4 protein-coding genes are annotated in these 3,571 nt (G+C 68.6%); all 4 read right to left on the minus strand.

Going from position 1 to position 3,571, the window contains the following annotated elements; genetic code table 11:
• Positions 1 to 292 (minus strand): prepilin-type N-terminal cleavage/methylation domain-containing protein (locus EB084_21780; GenBank protein NDD30896.1); only part of this gene is annotated, 292 nt, incomplete at its 3' end.
• Positions 293 to 347: 55 nt separating this feature from the next.
• Entirely contained in the window at positions 348 to 725 is a 378-nt protein-coding gene (locus EB084_21785; protein NDD30897.1) for a hypothetical protein, read from the minus strand.
• 11 nt (positions 726 to 736) lie between these two features.
• Complete coding sequence (locus EB084_21790) at positions 737 to 2,341, minus strand: GAF domain-containing protein (protein NDD30898.1); 1,605 nt, start codon at positions 2,339 to 2,341, stop codon at positions 737 to 739.
• Complete coding sequence (locus EB084_21795; GenBank protein ID NDD30899.1) at positions 2,341 to 3,570, minus strand: serine/threonine protein kinase; 1,230 nt, start codon at positions 3,568 to 3,570, stop codon at positions 2,341 to 2,343. Before EB084_21795 ends, EB084_21790 begins: the two co-directional genes overlap by 1 nt.
• Position 3,571: the final 1 nt, after the last annotated feature.

Genomic DNA, 3,571 nt, shown 5'->3' on the forward strand with positions numbered 1-3,571 from the left:
GGGGGGGGCCGCCAGGCGCCGCGACCGACACGGCGGCGGGAATGCTCGATGTGAGGTCGCGGGCGATCTGCTCGATGGCCAGCGTGGCCGTCTGCTGCAGCTCGACCTGCTGGGTGGCGCGCGCGCTGCCCTTGCCCATGGGAACCAGCACCTGCACGATGAGTGTGGCCAGAAGACCCAGCAGCGCTGTTGCAAGAACCACCTCGAGGAGGGTGACGCCTCGTCTGGAGGCGCGGCCGAACAGGTCGCGCCGTTCAATATGCAGGCGCTGGAAGCTTGTCCGATCCAGCATCCCGTGGGGTCGCGGGCACTCCGCGACCGCTGAAGAGGGGGTTGCGGCCGGTCTTCTAGCGTTCGACATTTGACTTCCACTGCTCGCGCACGATCTCTCGGTGCACGTTGCTGTCTGTCCATGACACGCGCACACGAAGCCCCCGCAGGGTTGCGGTGTCGACCCCGGGCTCAGACACCGCGAACACCTCCACCGTGGGCTCGAAGGTGGTTCCCCGACCGCTCACCCTGTCGAGTGTCTTCGGTGGGGCCACTGAAAGCGCACTGAAAGGCTCCTTCAGGTAATCGCTCATGATCGAATCGGCCAGGGCGAATGCCTGCGCGCGCTGTCCAGAGACGCGAATCGACGACATGGCCATGGGATAGAGCTGCAGCACCAGCACCACCACCAGCAGCAGCAGGAAGAAGGCGAGCACGACCTCGGTGAGCGTCACGCCCCTTCGTCTCATAGCTGCTCCACCATCTTCACAAGGGGCAGCATGGTGGCCAGGCACACGCCGGCGGCGGCCACGCCCAGCACCATGAGCACCAGGGGCTCGAGTGCCGCGGCCGCCATCTCGAGCGAGCCGTCAACCTCGCGTTCGTAGTGGGTTGCGATCCAGCCCAGCAGGCGCGGCAGCTCCCCCGACTCCTCCCCCGCCGAGAGCAGGCTGACAAATCCTGAGGGGAAGTAGGCGACGCGCTCGAGGCTCTGGGTCATGTCGAGCCCCGCGCGCAGCCCTTCGAGGGCGTTCTTGGCGCCGTCGAGCAGCAGGGGATCGCCGGCGGCTTCCGCTGACGCGGAGACGGCGTCAAGAACCGACACGCCGGCGTCGAGCTGCATCTCGAGGGCAGATGCAAAGCGCGCCGTGCCGAGCTCCACGAGCAGACGGCCCAGGCGCGGAACCGCAGAGGCTCTTCGTCGCAGCCAGCGCTTCGCCCGTGCGTTGCCTGACACGCGCAGGGCGAGGGGAATCCCCCCCGCGCTGACGGCCGCTACGACAAGAAGCCCGGGCAGGCTCGACATGAAGCGTGACACGCTGAGCAGGGCCTGCGTGATTGCGGGAGGCGTCATGCCGGCCGACTGCATCGCCTCGAGCTGGCCTTTCAGCAGCAGCGGAGGGATCAGCAGGAGCAGCACCCCGCAGATCAGGCAGAGCGCGATGGGATAGGTGAGCACCGAACGCACTCGCAGCATGAGGGCGAGGCTTCGTTCGTCGTGCATGGCCAGTCGTCGCAGCACCACATCGGTGGTGCCTGTCCGGTCGGCGACCTCGAGCAGCTTGAGCTGCAAGGGGGTGAACGCAGAGCCGCACGCGCTGATGGCGCGCGACAGCGACTGTCCTCGCTCCACTCCCTCGAGGATGCGATAGGCCACGGCCTTGGTCCGGTGATCGTCTCCGTCCTCTCCGAGCAGGGCCAGGCTGCGTGACAGGCTCACGCCCACGCCCAGCAGGGTGGCGAAGCTCTGCAGGAACACGATGCGCGAGCGCCGCGGCAGTGTGAGGGCGGGCGGTTCGGGAGCAGACGCCTTTCGCGGCGTGGGTCGGGCAACGTCGATGCGAGAGCGTGGTGTGGGGGGCTCCGCGGGCGCGACGACGCTCTCATCGCCGCCGTCGGCGCCGGGGGAGGCGTGCTGCCGGATGGTGAGCTCGAGATCTCGCGCCATGCGCATGATCACGGTGTTGTCGCCACGGCTGAAGGGGCGGCCGCGCACGAGGCGATCGGCGTACAGCAGCCCCCGTACCTCGTCGTTGTGCCACAGGGGCGCGCAGATGACCGCCCGCACGCCTGTGATGAGCAGGCTGGCCGAGTCCTCGAATCCCTGTCCCTCGAGCGCGTCGATGCTGTGAAGCGGCTCGCCGCTGGCCAGCACCTTGCGCAGGATGGTGAGGCTGAGCGGGGCGGTGGTCCATACGGCGTTGTGATCGAAGCCGTGCGCGGCACGGGGCGTGGGCGCCGTCACATCGCCGCCATAGACCACCAGGGCGCGCTCGGCGCCCAGCTCCTCCACCATGCGTCGCACGACGGCGTCGAACGGTTCCGGGGGGAGCGGTCGTTCGCGGCGCATCAGGCTCTGTGTCCCATCCAGGCGCGCAGGGCTCGTGAGAGCGCGCGCTCAGCCTGCTCCACCGACGGATATCGATCGTGGGCTGACTTGGCGAGCATGGTCAGAATGGCCTTGTCGACGGCGGGGGGCACGTCGCGCCTTACCTCCGAAGGTGTGGGCGGGTCTTCCTGGACGTGCTTCATGGCCATCTGCAGCGCGTCTGCGCTGCGGAACGGCAGCTGCCCGCAGATCATCTCGAAGGTGATGACCCCCAGGGCGTACTGGTCCATCGACGGGTCGACCTGCGCTGCCACCACCTGCTCCGGCGACATGTACGACGGGGTTCCCAGCATCACATCAGAGCGGGTCAGCTGGCCCGAGTCGGGGGCGCGGCCCAGCCCGAAGTCGGTGACCTTCACGACGCCGGCCCGCGTGAGCATGATGTTCTCCGGCTTGAGGTCGCGGTGCACCACGCCCTGGGTGTGGGCGTAGTGCACCGCGCGGTACAGGGGGCTCAGCAGCTGGATGGCCACCGCGGGCAACACGCCGCTCGCGGACATCTTCTCGCGCAGGGTGCCGCCCTCCATGACCTCGAGGGCGACGTAGACGAGGCCCTCCTGCTCACCCCAGTCGATGAGGCGCACGATGTTGGGGTGCGAAAGCCGGCGATAGAGGTCGACCTCGCGCTTGAACCGCCCCACGAAGTCCGGGGTCGAGCGCATCACCTCGTTCACGACCTTGAGGGCCACGGGAGGGTCGTCCGGCTTCGTCGAGGGCACCGCGCGATAGACCGTGGCCATGGCGCCCGCGCCCAGGCGGTCGACGATGATGTACGGGCCGATGGTGCCGCGTCGCGCCTCATTGCTGTCGGCGCGGGCGGGCGTGAGCACTCTCGCTTCGAGGTCTCTGGCCTCGCGGAGGCGCCGTCTCGCGGTTACCAGGGCGGTGCCTGCGGTGATCAGCACGACGGCGGCGGTGGCGAGGCTCCACCGATGCACGCGCACGAACGCAAGCGGCGTTGCGGGAGCGAGCGAGACCGCGCCCTCGTCCGGATAGGTGGTGCTGGTTGTGAAGTAGTCGACGCTCACCGACTTGGTGAGGGTGCGGTACCCGTCTGCTCGGAACGTGAGGCGCACGTTGCCGCTGCCGTAGGTCTCTGACGATCGCAGCCGCACGGGGAGGCTCGCCTTGCCGAGATCGCCGAACTGGTCGGCGACGACCGCGTCAGGGGGATCGACGTGGAAGGTGATG

It is taken from the genome of Pseudomonadota bacterium, from assembly GCA_010028905.1.
Lineage (GTDB): Bacteria > Vulcanimicrobiota > Xenobia > RGZZ01 > RGZZ01 > RGZZ01.

What these genes read in the sequence shown, in the direction of transcription:
- EB084_21790 (NDD30898.1), bottom strand. Translation starts at nt 2,341, where the DNA reads ATGCGCCGCGAACGACCGCTCCCCCCGGAACCGTTCGACGCCGTCGTG.